13 protein-coding genes are annotated in these 14,581 nt (G+C 68.0%); 7 read left to right on the forward strand and 6 right to left on the reverse strand.

Features of this window, described 5'->3' with window-relative positions; genetic code table 11:
* Positions 1-3 precede the first annotated feature (3 nt).
* The 3 genes from ABIE57_RS12615 to ABIE57_RS12625 all read right to left on the reverse strand — a co-directional run bounded on the left by ABIE57_RS12615 (position 4) and on the right by ABIE57_RS12625 (position 3,750).
* Positions 4-1,953: a peptidoglycan -binding protein gene (locus ABIE57_RS12615; protein WP_354539382.1), complete on the reverse strand. Its 1,950-nt coding sequence runs from the start codon at positions 1,951-1,953 to the stop codon at positions 4-6.
* 1 nt (position 1,954) lies between these two features.
* On the reverse strand, positions 1,955-3,160 hold the full coding sequence (locus ABIE57_RS12620) for a biopolymer transporter ExbB (RefSeq protein ID WP_354539383.1): 1,206 nt from the start codon (positions 3,158-3,160) through the stop codon (positions 1,955-1,957).
* 65 nt (positions 3,161-3,225) lie between these two features.
* Positions 3,226-3,750 carry a gamma-glutamylcyclotransferase gene (locus ABIE57_RS12625; RefSeq protein ID WP_354539384.1) on the reverse strand — a complete coding sequence of 175 codons (525 nt, stop codon included), beginning with the start codon at positions 3,748-3,750 and terminating at the stop codon, positions 3,226-3,228.
* A 73-nt stretch (positions 3,751-3,823) separates the two neighbouring features.
* Between ABIE57_RS12625 and ABIE57_RS12630 the strand changes: the two genes are divergently transcribed.
* Positions 3,824-4,825 (forward strand): DUF2125 domain-containing protein, encoded by a 1,002-nt coding sequence (locus ABIE57_RS12630; protein WP_354539385.1) that lies wholly within the window; start codon positions 3,824-3,826, stop codon positions 4,823-4,825.
* A gap of 3 nt (positions 4,826-4,828) precedes the next feature.
* On the opposite strand, the gene ABIE57_RS12635 is transcribed toward ABIE57_RS12630, so the two are convergent.
* Positions 4,829-5,308, reverse strand: a complete 480-nt coding sequence (locus ABIE57_RS12635) for a thioesterase family protein (protein WP_354539386.1) — start codon at positions 5,306-5,308, stop codon at positions 4,829-4,831.
* Positions 5,309-5,626: 318 nt separating this feature from the next.
* Here ABIE57_RS12635 and ABIE57_RS12640 point away from each other — a divergent pair, with 318 nt between their 5' ends.
* From ABIE57_RS12640 to ABIE57_RS12665, 6 genes are all read left to right on the forward strand, one after another.
* On the forward strand, positions 5,627-7,429 hold the full coding sequence (locus ABIE57_RS12640) for a fatty acyl-AMP ligase (RefSeq protein WP_354539387.1): 1,803 nt from the start codon (positions 5,627-5,629) through the stop codon (positions 7,427-7,429).
* Complete coding sequence (locus ABIE57_RS12645) at positions 7,426-8,376, forward strand: NAD-dependent epimerase/dehydratase family protein (RefSeq protein WP_354539388.1); 951 nt, start codon at positions 7,426-7,428, stop codon at positions 8,374-8,376. Before ABIE57_RS12640 ends, ABIE57_RS12645 begins: the two co-directional genes overlap by 4 nt.
* Positions 8,366-8,623, forward strand: a complete 258-nt coding sequence (locus ABIE57_RS12650) for an acyl carrier protein (RefSeq protein ID WP_354539389.1) — start codon at positions 8,366-8,368, stop codon at positions 8,621-8,623. The genes ABIE57_RS12645 and ABIE57_RS12650 overlap by 11 nt, the downstream gene beginning before the upstream one ends.
* Complete coding sequence (spt, locus tag ABIE57_RS12655; protein WP_354539390.1) at positions 8,620-9,819, forward strand: serine palmitoyltransferase; 1,200 nt, start codon at positions 8,620-8,622, stop codon at positions 9,817-9,819. The genes ABIE57_RS12650 and spt overlap by 4 nt, the downstream gene beginning before the upstream one ends.
* Positions 9,820-9,838: 19 nt before the next feature.
* Positions 9,839-10,750, forward strand: a complete 912-nt coding sequence (locus tag ABIE57_RS12660) for a metallophosphoesterase family protein (RefSeq protein ID WP_354539391.1) — start codon at positions 9,839-9,841, stop codon at positions 10,748-10,750.
* Between the two features lie 71 nt (positions 10,751-10,821).
* Positions 10,822-12,528, forward strand: a complete 1,707-nt coding sequence (locus ABIE57_RS12665) for an ABC transporter ATP-binding protein (RefSeq protein WP_354539392.1) — start codon at positions 10,822-10,824, stop codon at positions 12,526-12,528.
* Here ABIE57_RS12665 and ABIE57_RS12670 read toward each other — a convergent pair.
* Together ABIE57_RS12670 and ABIE57_RS12675 are read right to left on the reverse strand one after the other, a co-directional pair.
* Entirely contained in the window at positions 12,512-13,627 is a 1,116-nt protein-coding gene (locus ABIE57_RS12670) for a mitochondrial fission ELM1 family protein (RefSeq protein WP_354539393.1), read from the reverse strand. The genes ABIE57_RS12665 and ABIE57_RS12670 overlap by 17 nt on opposite strands.
* Positions 13,620-14,567: a lysophospholipid acyltransferase family protein gene (locus ABIE57_RS12675; RefSeq protein ID WP_354539394.1), complete on the reverse strand. Its 948-nt coding sequence runs from the start codon at positions 14,565-14,567 to the stop codon at positions 13,620-13,622. The genes ABIE57_RS12670 and ABIE57_RS12675 overlap by 8 nt, the downstream gene beginning before the upstream one ends.
* Between the last annotated feature and the right edge of the window lie 14 nt (positions 14,568-14,581).

Below are 14,581 nucleotides of genomic sequence, written 5' to 3' on the forward strand. Positions count from 1 at the left end.
GCGTCAGCGCGTCGTCAGCTTCAACTCGATCCGCCGGTTCTGCGCGCGCGCCTCGGGCGTGTCGGCGGGATTGACGGGCTGGAACTCACCATAGCCGTTGGCCGATAGGCGGTCCGGCGGAAACCCGAGAAACTCAACCAGATACCGCACCACCGAAAGCGCCCGCGCCTGGCTCAGCGCCCAGTTGTCGGCAAAGCGCGCACCGGGGGCGAGCGGCAGATCATCGGTATGGCCATCGACCTGCAACACCCAGTCAATGCCTTCGGGGATTTCGCCGATGACACCAAGAAGGATGTCCGCCACGCCTGCGATCTCGCGCGCGCCCGCCTCCGAAAGGTCCGCCGAACCAAGGGAAAACAGCACCTCGGACGAGAACACGAAGCGGTCGCCGACGATGCGCACGCCCTGTTGCTGCCCGAGAATGTCGCGCATCCGTCCGAAGAAATCCGAGCGGTATTTCTCCAGATCCTCCTTTTCGGCGGCCAGCCGTTCGGCCTCGGCCTGCAAGAGCGCGGCGCGCTCCTCCTCGGCCTGACGGCGGCGGCGTTCCTCGGCGGCAACGCGGGCCAGTGCGGTGTTGAGCTCGTTGCCGAGCGATTGCAACTGCACCTCCGCCTCGGACTCGCGGTCGCGCGCATCGTCAAGCAGGCTCTGCAACTCCGAAAGCTGCGTGCGCAGCGCCGCCACCTGGCTGTTGAGCAATGCCTGTTCGCGCTGCGCGGCCTCGGTCGCGGCCTCCTGCGTCGAAAGCTGCGCGCGCGCCTGCGCGAGAAGCGCCGCGCGCTCCTCTGCGGCACTCAGCCGTGCCTCGGCCTCGGCCTCCGCTGCGCGCCGCGCCGCCAATGCGGCCACCAGCCGGTCGCGCACCTGTGCTGCATCAAGCGCCTCGGCCTCGCGCGCCGCCAACGCCTCGGCAAGTTGCGCCTCCAGCCGCGCGATGCGTGCCTCGGCCCCGGCCAGCGCGGCGCGGGTCTCGTCAAGCGTGCCGCCGGTCCGCCCGAGTGCCGCCTCGGCCTCGGACAGCGCCGCCTCAAGGCGCGCCGTCTCTGCCGCGCGCGCCGCCTCGGTCGTCTCAAGCGACAACAGCGCCTGCGCCAACTGGCTGTCGAGATCCGCCTGCGCGGTCTCGGCGGCGGCCAGAAGCGTCAGCGTCTCCTCGGCGCGGCGGCGCTCCTCTTCCAGTACCAGTGTCATCGCGGTAAGTTCCGTTTGCGCCCCTTCCAGCCGCGCGCGCAGCGCCTCCGCCGCTGCCGCTTCGGTCAGCCGCGCGGCCTCTTCCTCGCTCAGTTGCGCTTCAAGTGTGGCCACGTCCTCGGCAAGCGCAGCCTGCGCCGCGCCCGCTTCGGCCTCGCGAGCACGCAGATCGGCGACAAGGGCCTCAAGCGCCTCGCGCCGCGCCGCTGCCAGCCGCGCGGCTTCGGTCTGGGCGTCCACCTCATCGCGCAAGCCCGCAAGTGCGAGGTCGAGCGCGGCCCGCTCGTCGCGCAGCGCCGCACGCTCCCCTTCGAGATCCGCCACCTGCCCTAGGGCGCGGTCGCGTTCGGCCAGAAGGCTGGCGACCTGCTCCTCGAACGAGGCAATGCGCCCCTCGGCGGCCTCCAGCGCGGCGGCCTGCTCAGTGCCTCTGCTGCGCAGTTGCGCGATGAGCGCCGCCTGTTCCTCGGCCCGCGCGCGCGCGTCGCCCAATGTGGCGGTCAGCGTGCCGACCCGCGCCGACAGGTCGGCGTTGCGATCCTCGGCAAGGCCCAGTGCGCGCGACAGCGCCGCCACCTCGGCCGAGAGCGTATCGAGGCGCGAGGCCTGACCGGTGATTTCCTCGCGCAGCACGAATTGCACCACCATGAAGATCGTCAGCACGAACATCAGCACCAAGAGAAGCCCGGTCATCGCATCGACGAAACCCGGCCAGATCGCGCTCTGAAACCGTGCCCCCGTGCGCCGCGAGAGCGCCATCTCAACCCTCCTCGCCGCGCGGCACAACCGGGCGCACCGGGCGTGGTGCCCCCGCCCGCGCCTGTCCCAGAAGGCGGCTGAGCGCGGCCAGATCGGTGCGCAATTCGGTCATGGTTTCCTGCCGTCCGGCGCTGATCTCTTCGAGGATGCGCAGCATCTGCAAGTCGATCGAGCGCAGGCGCATCCGGCTCTCGGCATCGAGCCCCTCGGAGGTTTCGCGCGCCTCGATCGCCTCGGCCAACCGCTCCTGCCCCTCGGCCACGCGCAAGAGCGCCAGTTGAACCGGGTTCTGCTCGCTCATCCGGTGGGTCAGCCGTTCAAGGGAGTCGGCCAGCACGCCAAGCTTTTCGTCGACCACCGCGCGGCTCATCTCGGCCTGCGAAAACATCGCCTGAAGCGCGTCCATCTGCTCGCCCATCTGCTCGGCCATCGCGTCGAGCACATGGGCCACACCGCTGCCCTCGCCCTCTCCCTCGGCGAAACCCAGACGGGTAATGGTCGAAATCCATTCCTCAAGCTCGCGGTAAAAGCGGTTCTGGCCGTGACCTGCGAAGAGTTCGAGTAGCCCCACTACCAGGGAGCCCGACAGCCCCAGAAGCGACGAGGCAAAAGCCACGCCCATGCCGCCCAGTTGCGCCTCGAGCCCGGTCATGAGGCGATTGAAGATATCCACCCCTTCCTCTCCGGGTTGCGGCGCGAGGCTGCGGATCGTGTCCACCACCGCCGGAATGGTGGTGGCGAGGCCATAGAACGTGCCCAGAAGGCCGAGGAAAATCAGCAGGCTGACGATGTAGCGGGTGATCTCGCGCGCCTCGTCGATGCGCTGCGCCACCGAATCGAGGATCGAGCGCGCGGAGGTCGAGGCGATCTGCATCCGCCGCCCGCGCCCGCGCAGCATCGTGGCCAGCGGTGCCAGCATGGCGGGCGGGCGCGTCATCTCGTGGCCCGGCACCTCGCCGGCAAAGCCCTCGATCCAGCGCGCCGAGCCGATCAGTTGCACGACCTGCCAGAAGGTGGCGATCACGCCCAGCACGAAAACGAAGAAGATGAACCCGTTGAGCCACGGGTTGGCCTCGAAGACCGGCAACACGCGCGGGGCGGCAACGAAGGCACCAAGCGCCGTCAGCCCCAGAACCACGAGCATGAGCACGATCTGGCGGTAGGGATAGGAAAACTGCGGCTCGACCTCGCGGTCCGGCTGGTCCATGTGGACGCTCCCGACACGGTGTTTATCGCGCGCAGCCTACGCGGCTTGGGCGGTCAAGCCAAGGCTTATCCACAGATATGGCGCACCCGGCGCACCAGCCAGTCCAGCTCTGAGTCGTGCAGGCCAAGCTCTTGAAGATGGGCGGTCGTGTTGAAGAGATATTCGGTATTCGGCCCCCGCCCGCCATGGGCGCGGGCGATGATCTGCGCCTGTTCCTCAAGATCGAGCCCGCCGCAATACTGATCGTGGTCGGGGTCGACCACATAGGTCACCGCCGCGACGCGGCGGCCATCGGCGAGCGAAAGGTCGAGTTGCCGTTCCAGATAGGCCGAGGAGATCAGTTCGCGCTCGCGCAAATAGGCCAGCACCTCCTCGGCGCGGTCGGGATGGGCGCGCAGCGCCACCCCCTCGCACGCGCCGCCCGGCACCCGGTCGAGCGCCAGCACCAGCCCCGGTGCCTCGACCGTGCCGCGATGGTGGATCGAGCGCATGCAGAAGCTGCGCCGATAGTCCGGCAGCCGCGCGATCACGCGCTCGACCGTGTCAAAGCCCGGATTCCACACCAGCGACCCATAGCCGAACACCCACATGCCGTTTCCCCTGTTCCTCGCGCACACGCCCTTATAAACACGGCTCGAACCGGGCATGAAAGGGGCTTTTGTCATGCGCAGCTTGCTTGCCATCCTCATTCTGGGCGCGTCGCTCTGGGGCGGTTACTGGTTTGTGGGCAGTCGCGGGATCGAGGCGGCGTTCGCGCAGTGGTTCGACGCGCGCCGCGCCGAAGCCTGGGTGGCTGAAACCGGCGCGCTCGGCGTGCAGGGGTTTCCCAACCGGTTCGACACGGTGTTCGAGGATCTGGTGTTGGCCGATCCGCGCAGCGGGCTTGCGTGGGAGGTGCCGCGCTTTCAGATCAACGCGCTGAGCTACCGGCCCAACCATGTCATCGCGGTTTGGCCCGACCGGCAGCTTGTCGCCACCCCGCAGGAGAAATTCGTGGTCGAGAGCCGCGACATGCGGGCCTCGCTGGTCATCGCGCCGGATACCGCGCTGGCCCCCCGGCGGATGACGCTGACCGCCGAGTTCCTGCGCGTGACACCGCAGGCGCGGGTTGATGAGACCACCGCGCTCTCGGCGCTCACACTGGCCGCCGAGCGGATGGAGGGGGCGACCTATCGCCTTGGGCTACGCGCCGAGGGGCTGACCCTCGCCGCGCCCTGGCGCGCGATGCTCGATCCCGAGAACCGCCTGCCGCAGCAGATCAGCGGGGCCAGCGCCGATCTGACCGTGACCTTTGACAAGCCCTGGGACCGAAGCGCCATCGAGCGCGCCCGCCCGCAGCCCACGCAAATCAAGGTCGCGCTTGCCGATGGCCGCTGGGGCGAGTTGCAGCTTCAGGCGGCGGGCACGGTGAAGGTGGATGCGCAAGGCCTCCCCGAGGGCGAGATCACGCTCAAGGCGCGCAACTGGCGCGAGATCGTGACCTTGATGCGCGTGGCGGGCGTCCTGCCCGAGAGCCTTGCGGGCAGCGTCGAGTCGGGGCTGGGCATGATGGCGCGCATGGCGGGCAACCCCGAGACGCTCGACATTCCGCTGGGATTGCGGGGCGGGCGCATCTGGCTGGGGCCGGTGCCCATCGGCCCCGCACCGGTGCTGCGGCTGCGCTGAGGGCTATTTGCGCCGGATGCCGATGCGGCTGCCCACGCCTTCGGGGCGCGGCAGGTCGGCATGGGCGCGGGCCATGTCGGCCACGCGCGCCGCGATATCGTCGGGCATGGCCACGACGCGCGGACCCGACAGATCGACATGCAACGTCAGCCCCTCGCCGGTCGCGGCAAGCCAGCCATCCTCGTGGTAAAGCTCCTGGAACGCATGAAACCGCTTTTCGTCATGATCGAGCAGATAGAACGTGCTGAAAAGCCGGTCGCCCAGCTTGACCTCGCGCAGGTAGCGGATGTGGAATTCCGCCGTGTAGGTGGTCAGCCCCCGCGCCGCCACGTAATCGGGGCCAAAGCCCATCGCGGCAAAGGCCTCGTCGCCACAACGATCCAGAAGGACGGTATAATAGCCCATGTTCATGTGGCCGTTATAGTCGATCCAGCCTTCCTCGACGCGGTGGATGCCAGAGCGGAACGGGGCGGCTTGGGTCATCGGCAGGGCCTTTCGATGGGGCAGGTTTGCCCGATCCTAACGCGGTTTCGCGCCCGTGGGCTAGGGTCTTGCGACGGGTAACGCGCGCAGCCCGTGCCCCGGTTTCGTCACACTGTTACGAAACGGAAACCATTCGTGACGCAAATCGCAGGATATCGCCTATGTTTTCCGGTGTCCCCCGGGGCCATCGGGCAGCACGCTTGACATAAAACGACAGGTTGTATCTATCCAAGCTGTCACCCACCAGACGTGGCGAGCAGAATGGCCCGATGCCCGACGGATTGGCAGAACGAGGCCCCGAGGACAAAGGACAACCCGATGCAAGCGACCGGCAGTTCGCATGATCTGGCCTTGCGAAAGGCTGATTTCTCCACCCTGTGCGAGGCGCTTGATTACGCCGCGCAAGGGACAACCGGGGTCAATTTCTACAACGCGAAGGGCGAGATCTATGCCTCGTCCACCTATGCCGAGTTGCGCAATGAGGCGATGACGCTGGCGCGCCGCCTCATGGGCCTCGGGATCGAGCGTGGCGGGCGCGTGGCGCTGGTGGCCGAGACCTCGCCGCATTTCGTGCGCTTCTTCTGGGCCTGTCAGTATGCGGGCCTCGTGCCGGTGCCAATGCCTGCCACGATCCAGATCGGCGGGCACGCGGCCTATGTGGCGCAGCTGGCGCAACTGATCCGCAACTGCGGGGCCTCGGCGGCGATGGCGACAGCGGACTGGGCCGATTTCCTCGCTGAGGCGGTGGCCGATATGGACCTTGCCTGCGCGGGCACGCCCGAGACGTTTGACGCGCTGCCCGAGGCCACGGGCGATCTGCCCGGCGTGACCCCCGAAAGCACCGCCTATATCCAGTATACCTCCGGCAGCACGCGCTTTCCGCGCGGCGTGGTGATCGACCAGAAGACGGTTCTGGCCAATATCCGCGACATGGCCGAGAACGGGCTCAAGCTGCACGAGGACGACCGGTTCTCCTCGTGGCTGCCCTTCTATCACGACATGGGGCTTGTCGCCTTCATCATCATGCCGATGGCGACGCAGCGCTCGGTCGATTTTCTCGGCACCCATGATTTCGCCATGCGCCCGCGCAAATGGCTTGAGATGATGTCGGCCAACCGTGCCACGATCACCTCCGCACCGCCCTTTGCCTATGAACTGGCGGTGATGCGTATTCGCGCGCGCGATGCCGAGGGGCTCGACCTCAGCGCGCTGCGCGTGGCCTGCGTGGGGGCCGAGATGATCACCCCCGAGCCGCTCGAGCGGTTTGCCGAGGTGCTGGCCCCCGCCGGTTTCCGCAAGACCGCCTTCCTGCCCTGCTACGGCATGGCGGAATGTTCGCTCGGGATCAGCTTTCTCGGCCTCGATGAAGAGGTGCGGATCGACCATATCGATTCCGAGGACATGCAGCATGACGGCATCGCCCGCCCGCTCGACCCCGCCGAGGCCGAGGGCACCGAACGCCGCGTTGCGCGCTATGTCGATTGCGGTGCATTGCTCCCGACCTTTGACATCGAAATCCGTGACGAAAACGGCCGGCCCCTGCCCGAGCGGCACGCGGGCGTGATCCATCTGCGTGGCCCGAGCGTGATGAGCGGCTATTTCCAGGACCCCGAGATGACGCGCGAGGCGCTGAGCGCCGATGGCTGGCTCAATACCGGCGATATCGGCTATCTCGCGGGCGGGCGGTTGTTCCTGACGGGCCGCAAGAAGGACATGATCATCATTCACGGCCGCAATATCTGGCCGCAAGACCTCGAACATCTGGCGAAAAGCCAGCCGGGGGTGAGCTATAACGATGTCGCGGCCTTCTCGGTGCCGTCCGAGGACGGTCAGACGGAAAAGGCGGTGATCGTGGTGCAATGCCGCGAGCGCGACGAGATCAAGCGCGCGCGTCTGGTCAAGACCATCACCGGCATGGTGCGCAGCGAATTCGGCATTGATTGCCGGGTGGAACTGGTGCCAACCCGGACGCTGCCGCGCACCTCTTCGGGCAAGCTGGCGCGCGCGCGCGCGCGGCTGGACCATATGGCGCGGCAACAGGCGGCGGCCTCGGTGCCCGTGCAGCCTGCCCCTGCGCAACCCGAGGCCGTGGACGAGGCACCGATCCGTTACATTGCATGACCCAAAGGGTCGCGGTCACGGGCGCTGCGGGCTTTGTCGGGCAGGCCCTGGTCGCGCGGCTTCTGGCCGAGGGCTACGGCGTGCGCGCGCTGGTTCACCGCACGCCGCTCGGCCTCTCGCATCCCGCGCTTGAGAGCGTGACGGGCGACCTTGCCGACGAGGCGGCGCTCGGGCGGCTGATGGCGGGCGTGGGCACCGTGATTCATGTGGCAGGCGTGGTGCGCGGGCGCGACGCGCGCGATTTTCGCCCCGTCAATGCGACAGGCGTGGCGCGCGTGGCGGGCATCGCCAAGGCACAGCCCACACCGCCGCGCATGATCCTGATTTCCTCGCTCGCCGCGCGGGAGCCGCAGCTTTCGCATTACGCCGCAAGCAAGCGCGAGGGTGAGGCGCTTCTGGCCGCCTCGGGCCTTGATCACACCATCCTGCGGCCGCCCGCGATCTACGGCCCCGGCGACCGCGAGCTTGTGCCGCTCTTCGAGACCATGGCACGCGGCATCGTGCCGCTGCCGGGGGCGAAGGGCGCGCGCGCCTCGCTTCTGCATGTCGACGATCTGGCGCGCGCCATTCTCGCGCTCATGGCGCACCCCGTCCCCGGCACGTTCGAGCTCGATGACGGGCGCGCGGGCGGCTATGGCTGGGAGGAGATCGCGGCCATCGTCGAGCGCGTCGCGGGGCGCGGGCGCGGCTGGCGCATCCCCCTTCCCGGCGCGCTCATGCACATGATCGCCACGACCAATCTTTTCGCCGCGCGGCTTTTCGGCTATCAGCCGATGCTGAGCCCCGGCAAGCTGCGCGAGTTGCGGCACCCCGACTGGGTGGCCGACAATACCGCGCTCTGCGCCGCCACCGGCTGGCAACCGCACATCCCGCTGGCCGAGGGGCTTCGCGGGCTCTGGCAGGCACCACAGCCGCAACCCGAGAGAGGCAAGAGCCATGTCAACTGAGACACAGGACGAGATCATCGAGACGCTTTACGGCTTTCTGGAGCGGTTCCCCAAGGCCGCCGGCAATCTTGGCCCCGACACGAAGCTGGCCGACGATCTGAGCCTCGATTCGGTCAACCTGATGGAATTGCTGGTCGAGATCGAGGATCACTATGATATCGGCCTGCCGCTCAACATGATGGCCGATATCACCACGATCCGCGAACTGGCCGCCAAGATCACGCAACTCATCGAGGACAGGGCATGAGCATCACCACACGGTTCAATGAGATGGCGCAGGTCCGCGACGGGCTGCGCGGGCTGAAGGCCGACCCGAGCCGCATCGTGATGGAGCGGTTTCTCTCGTCCACCGAGGCGGTGATCGCGGGACGCCCGACGATCCTTGCCGGCACCAACAACTACATGGGCCTGACGTTCGATCCCGAAATCATCGAGGCCGCCTGCAAGGCGATGCACGAAGAGGGGAGCGGCACCACCGGCTCGCGCATGGCCAATGGCAGTTTTTCCAGCCATGCCGCCCTTGAAGAGGAATTCGCGCGCTTTTACGGCGTGCCCTCGGCGATGCTGTTTTCCACCGGGTATCAGACCAATCTCGGCCTCCTGATGGCGCTGTTGCAACCCGGCGACAAGGTCGTGCTGGACAGCCACAGCCATGCCTGCATCTATGACGGCTGCCGGATCAGCGGCGCGGATTTCTTCGCGTTCAAGCACAATGACGCGGAGGACCTGCGCAAGCGGCTGCGCCGTCTGGGCGGCGCGGCGGAGGGGTCGCTCGTCATCGCCGAGGGGCTTTACAGCATGTGGGGCGATACCGCGCCGCTCTCTGATCTCTGCGCCGTGGCCAAGGAATTCGGCGCCTGGTTCATGGTCGATGAGGCGCATTCCTTCGGCGTCTATGGCGAGACCGGGCGCGGATTGTGCGAGGAGGAGGGCATCCTCGATCAGGTGGATTTCATCACCGGGACGTTTTCAAAAAGCCTCGCCTCGCTGGGCGGATTCTGCGTCAGCCGCCACCCCGAATTGCAGCTTCTGCGCTATGGCAGCCGGCCCTATATCTTTACCGCCTCGTCCAGCCCCGCCAGCATCGCAGCGGCGCATACCGCCCTCAAGGCGGTGCGCGGGCGGCCCGAGTTGAAGCAAAGCCTCTGGGCCAATGCGCGCAGGCTGCATGAAGGGTTGACGGCCCTTGGCTTCCGGCTCGCCTCGGGGCCAAGCCCGGTGATCGCGGTGCAGGTGCCCTCGCATGACGAGGCCGCGCGCATGTGGAACGCGCTCCTGGATCAGGGGGTCTATGTCAACCTCGTGGTGCCGCCTGCCGCGCCTGAGGGCGCATCGCTGCTGCGGTGCAGTCTGAGCGCCGGGCACAGCTTCGATCAGATCGACCGCATCCTGGCGGCCTTCGAGACTGTGCGCGCCGGGGCTGCCACGGCGGTGGCCGAGTAACGGCAGGAGGCGGCAGGCGGTGCAGGCAACCCCCGAGCGCGGCGTGATGCTGGCGCATCTGTCGGATGTGCATTTGCCGCTGCCCGCGCGCGTGGACTGGCGCGACGTGCTCAACAAGCGCGCGCTGAGCCTGCTGTCCTGGCGGCGCAAGCGGCACAAGGTGCACCGGCCCGAGGTTCTGGCGCGGCTGGTGGCCGATATGCAAGCGGCCACGCCTGATCTGATCGCGGTGACGGGGGACCTCACCAATCTGGGCCTGCCGGTGGAATATGACGGCGCACGCAAATGGCTCGACGCACTGGGCGATGCGTCCCGCGTCATGCTCATTCCCGGCAATCACGAGGCGCTGGTGCGCGGCTCGTGGGAGGCGGGCGCGCCTGCGTGGCGGCCCTACTGGCAGGGCGATGACGGGGGTGGTTTTCCCTGGCTGCGGCAGCGCGGGGGACTGGCGCTGATCGGCGTGTCGAGTGCCGTCGCCTCTGCCCCCGGCCGTGCCGTGGGCGCGGTGGGGGCGGCGCAGCTTGACCGGCTGGCGGGGGTGCTGGCACAGGCGCGCGCCGAGGGCCTCTGCCGCGTGGTCATGGTGCATCACCCGCCGCTCGACGGCACGGTGACGGCGCGCAAGCGGCTGCTGGATGCGCCCGCGCTGCGCGCGGTGCTGGCGCGCGAGGGAGCGGAACTGGTGCTCCACGGCCACAGCCACCGCAGCCACCACCAGCAGATGGACACCGCCAGCGGCGTGGCCCCGGTGATCGGCGTGCCTTCCGCCTCGGCCACCCATCCCGAAGCGGCCGCCTACCACCTCTACCATATCGCCCCGGTCGCGGGGGGCTGGCAGGTCGCTCTGACGGCCCGTCGCCACACGACCGACGGCATGGAGACAAGCCATGCCGCCACCCATCACCTCGCGCGCGCCCATGCCGCGCCGTAACGCGCCCGGGGCCGGTGGACATTCCCGCGCCCCGAGGCGATAGAGCGCACACTCAACCGGAAAGCCACGCCATGCGCCTGATGATCCACCTCTTCCGCGCCTATCCGATGCCGAGTTTCCTCATGGTGCTGGCGCTCTTTCTGTCAGGGCTGGCCGAGGGCCTGGGCCTCTCGGCGATGCTGCCGATGCTCAAGATCGCGCTGTCCTCGGGCGAGGGTGCCGAAAATGCCAGCCCGCCGGGGGAGTTGGAACAGGTGGTGCTTGACGTGCTGGCCTGGCTCGGGGTGCCACCGACGCTTGGGGCGCTCTTGCTGCTCATCGTGGCCATGGCGACGCTCAAGGCGATCCTGCTGCTCGTGGCGCAGCGGCAGGTCGGCTATACGGCGGCGCGGGTGGCGACGGACATGCGCCTTGAAGTGTTGCGCAACATGATGCGCAGCCGCTGGAGCTTTTTCCTGCATCAACCGGCGGGCAAGCTGACCAATGCGCTTGCCACCGAGGCACAGCGGGGGGCGGACGCCTACATGTTCGGCGCAACCGCCCTCACCTTCTTCATTCAGGCGATTGTCTATGGCTCTGTCGCGCTTGCCGTGTCGTGGAAGGCAACGGTGCTTGGCCTCATGGCCGGGGCGGTGGTGATCTGGGTGTCGCATTTCCTGGTGCGGATGACGCGGCGGGCGGGCAAGCGGCAGACCGAGCTGATGATCTCGCTCATGTCGCACCTCACCGACATGCTGCAATCGGTCAAGCCGCTCAAGGCGATGGCGCGCGAGAACCAGACCGACGACATGCTGCGCGGTGAGACCAACCGCCTCAACAAGGCGCTGCGCAAGCAGGTGCTGGCAGGGGCGGCGCTCGATGCGGGCCAGGACCTGATGTTCGTCATGCTGATCGCCTTCGGCGTCTATCTGGCGATTGGCGTGCTCTCGATGGAATTCGCCACCGTGCTCATCCTCGCGGTGGCGCTCGGGCGGACGTTCGCCTTTCTCGGCAAGGTGCAGAAGCAATATCAGAAGCTCGCGCAGGCCGAGAGCGCCTATTGGTCGCTCAAGGAAACCAGCGCGCGTGCCTTGGCCGAACAGGAGCATCTGGGCGGCCATGTCACGCCGACATTGGAGCGCGGGATCACCCTAAAGGATGTGCGCTTTGCCTATGAGGGGCATGCGGTCCTTGGCGGGCTTGACCTTGACATCCCCGCGCACCGGATCACCACGCTGGTGGGGCCGTCCGGTTCGGGCAAGACCACGATCGTCGATCTGGTGATCGGCCTTCTGCGCCCCGAACGTGGCGAGATCAGTATTGATGGCGTGCCGTTCGAGACGGTCGATCTTCGCGTCTGGCGGCGGATGGTGGGCTATGTGCCGCAGGAGACGGTGCTTCTGCACGACACGGTGTTGCACAATGTCACGCTTGGCGACCCGGCGATTTCCCAGGCACAGGCGCGCGCCGCGCTGGAAAAGGCCGGGGCCTGGGAGTTTGTGCGCGCCCTGCCCGAGGGGCTGGAGACGGTGGTGGGCGAGCGTGGCGGCAGGCTCTCGGGTGGCCAACGCCAGCGCATCGCCATTGCCCGCGCGCTGATCAACGCGCCCTGCCTGCTCATCCTCGACGAGGCGACAAGCGCGCTCGATCCCGAAAGCGAGGCCGATATCATCGCCACGCTTCAGGCGCTCAAGACCGATCTGACGATCCTCGCCATCACCCATAACGAGAGCCTTGCGCAGGCCGCAGACGTGGTGCACCGGCTCGAGGTGGGCGGCACGCTCAGCCGCGCGGGATAAGCGCACGAATGGCGTCGCGGGCGCGGGCCATGTCGTCAGGCTCTTGCCCGCCGCGTGAGGGCGGCGGCGCGTCCCCCAGCCAGACCATCCGCCCCGAGCGCACAAGCCGCAGGTGCAACCGGCTGATATCGCGGCTCAGATAGGACCAGCCATAGCGCATCAGCGCGCGATAGGCGCGCGCGCCGGGGGCATGGTCGGCACGGTCGGGATCAGCCTTGGCCCATGCGCGGGCCGCGTCCCCCTCGCCCGCAGCACAGAGCATGTCATGACGCATCGAACCCAGCCCCGCGCCGGTATCGAACATATGCACAGGGCGGCCCGTGGCATGGGCCTCGGCCAGCATGGAAATGCTGTCGGCGGTCACGATCACCTCATCGGCGAGCGCCAGAAAGCCCAGATAGGGGTTGTCCGGATCGTCGCGCCGCCAGCGATAGAGCTGCATCGGCACCTCGCGCTGTGCGGCAAAGGCGTCGAGCGCAACGGCCGGTGTGCGCGCACTGGAACTGACCAGAAGCGAGCCACCCCGCGCACGCGCCAGCGCCAGCGTATCGCGCACGAGGCGCGCGGCCGCATGAGGACCAAAGGCATAGGGCCCGCTCGTGCCGCCGATATTCACCGTGAGCCAGGGGCGCGGCAGATGCGCCAGGCGCGATGCCCAGAGGGCGGCAGCCGCATCGAGCCGCGCCCGCGTGACCCCGTGCAACGGCAGCGCGTTGCGCAAGACGTTGGGCCGGTCGGGCACCGGATATTGCGGCGTGGTGATGATCAGGTCGAAATGGCGCGGATCGGCCCATTGCCGCCCGAGGAACACAAGCTTCGTGCGCCCGCCCGAGCGGTCGCGGACCCAGCGCGCCACCGGCTCGTTGCGCATCCCGATGGAAAGCACCAGATCGGGCCAGGGGGGGCCAAGCGGATCGGACCCCGCCGGATCGACGCCCTTCAGATCGTTGCGCAGGAAAAGCGCGCTTGCCAGCCCGAACCGGCGATAGGAGAGCCGCTTGACCTCGAAAGGCCAGCCAAGCGCCGTCGCCAGCGCGCTGAGTTGCGTGCGCTCGCCCGCGCGGTAGGCGTCGAGCACCCAGACGCGCGGCTCAGACATCGGCGGCCCGTGGCGGGCGGGGCTTGGGCCAGCGCCGCTTCATGCACAGCCATTGGCCCGGATCCTCCCGGATCCAGCCCTCGAACACGGCATTGAGCCGCGCAGTCAGCTCCAGCACCTGATCCTTGCGCGGGGCATCCGTGTCGGCGGGGGCGAGCGGGGCCATGACCTCGATCCGGTAGCGCGCGCCGGGCAGGCGCACCGCCCGGATCGGAATGAGCGGATAGCCGCGCAGCGCCAGCATGGCGGGCAGCGTGTTGGTCATCGCGGGCACGCCGAAGAACGGCACCGGCTCGCCCTCGTCGATGCGCGTATCGAACGCCGCCCCGACCGAGCGTCCGGCGGCCAGTTCGCGCAGCGTGTCGCGCGCACCACCCGCGCTTGGCACCAGCGGCCCGCCGAAATGCCGCCTGCGCGCAAGGAAGAAACGGTCCATCCAGGGGTTGCTGTCAGGCGCATAGAGCACGGCGATGGACAGGTCATGCTTGCGGCCGATGAGACTGGTCAACTGCCACGCGCCGGTATGGGCGGTGGCAAACACGATCGGGGCCTTGCGGCGGATCAGGGCCTCCGCCTCGGGGTGGACCGAGAATTCCAGATAGCGGTCGCGCCCGCGCCAGATCCGGTCGAGCAGGAACAACTCCACCGCAGCCAACCCGGTGGAGCGGAAGATCTCGCGCATCACCCGCTCGCGCGTGGCCTCATCCGCCTCGGGCATCACCACCGCGAGATTGCGCCGGACAGGGCGCTGTTTGTTGGGGTTATACTTTCCCAGCGTGCCCAGTAGCCAGCCAAAGACCCGCCCCGCCGCATCCACCGGCATAAGCCGCGCCAGCCCGTAAAGCAGGTGAAACACCCCCGCCTCCAGCAGCCAGACCGGGGTTTGCAGGCCCGGCAGGCGGTCCATCAGGGATTTGGGCAGCAGGTAGTATTTCGCCATGGCTCGATCCCGGC

It is taken from the genome of Roseovarius sp. MBR-6, assembly GCF_040547525.1.
In the GTDB taxonomy this organism is placed as follows: Bacteria; Pseudomonadota; Alphaproteobacteria; order Rhodobacterales; family Rhodobacteraceae; genus Roseovarius.